At 44.5% G+C, this 353-nt stretch carries 1 protein-coding gene; it reads right to left on the reverse strand.

Features of this window, described 5'->3' with window-relative positions; all coding sequences use genetic code 11:
* Positions 1-353 (reverse strand): IS1595 family transposase (locus tag EOPP23_RS21395; protein ID WP_194842709.1); only part of this gene is annotated, 353 nt, incomplete at both ends.

The following is a 353-nucleotide window of genomic DNA, read 5'->3' on the forward strand; positions in this document are numbered from 1 at the left end:
TCAAATGACGACACAACTCATTTGCACTCTCGTTTTCTAAAACACCATCAACAGTGTGCCGATTACGGTCACGAGCCACCATTACCGGGACTTTTCTGGTTTTGTTCTGATCATTACCGCGTTTGCGAGAGGGTCTTGGCAGACCTTCTCTCTGCCCTTTAAAGGATTCACGGAAAAAAGTTTCGTCAAGCTCAGTGATGCCCGAAAGCTTCTCAGCCTGATCGTTATTGATAACTTCCAGGAAGCGGTGACGCCATCGGAAGGAGGTTTTCAAATCAATATTGTATTCATTGGCAGCAGCACGAAGAGTCATGGAATAAGTCATGCCGGTAAGATAATTATTCCATTTTTCT

This window comes from Endozoicomonas sp. OPT23, from assembly GCF_009653635.1.
In the GTDB taxonomy this organism is placed as follows: Bacteria; Pseudomonadota; Gammaproteobacteria; order Pseudomonadales; family Endozoicomonadaceae; genus Endozoicomonas_A.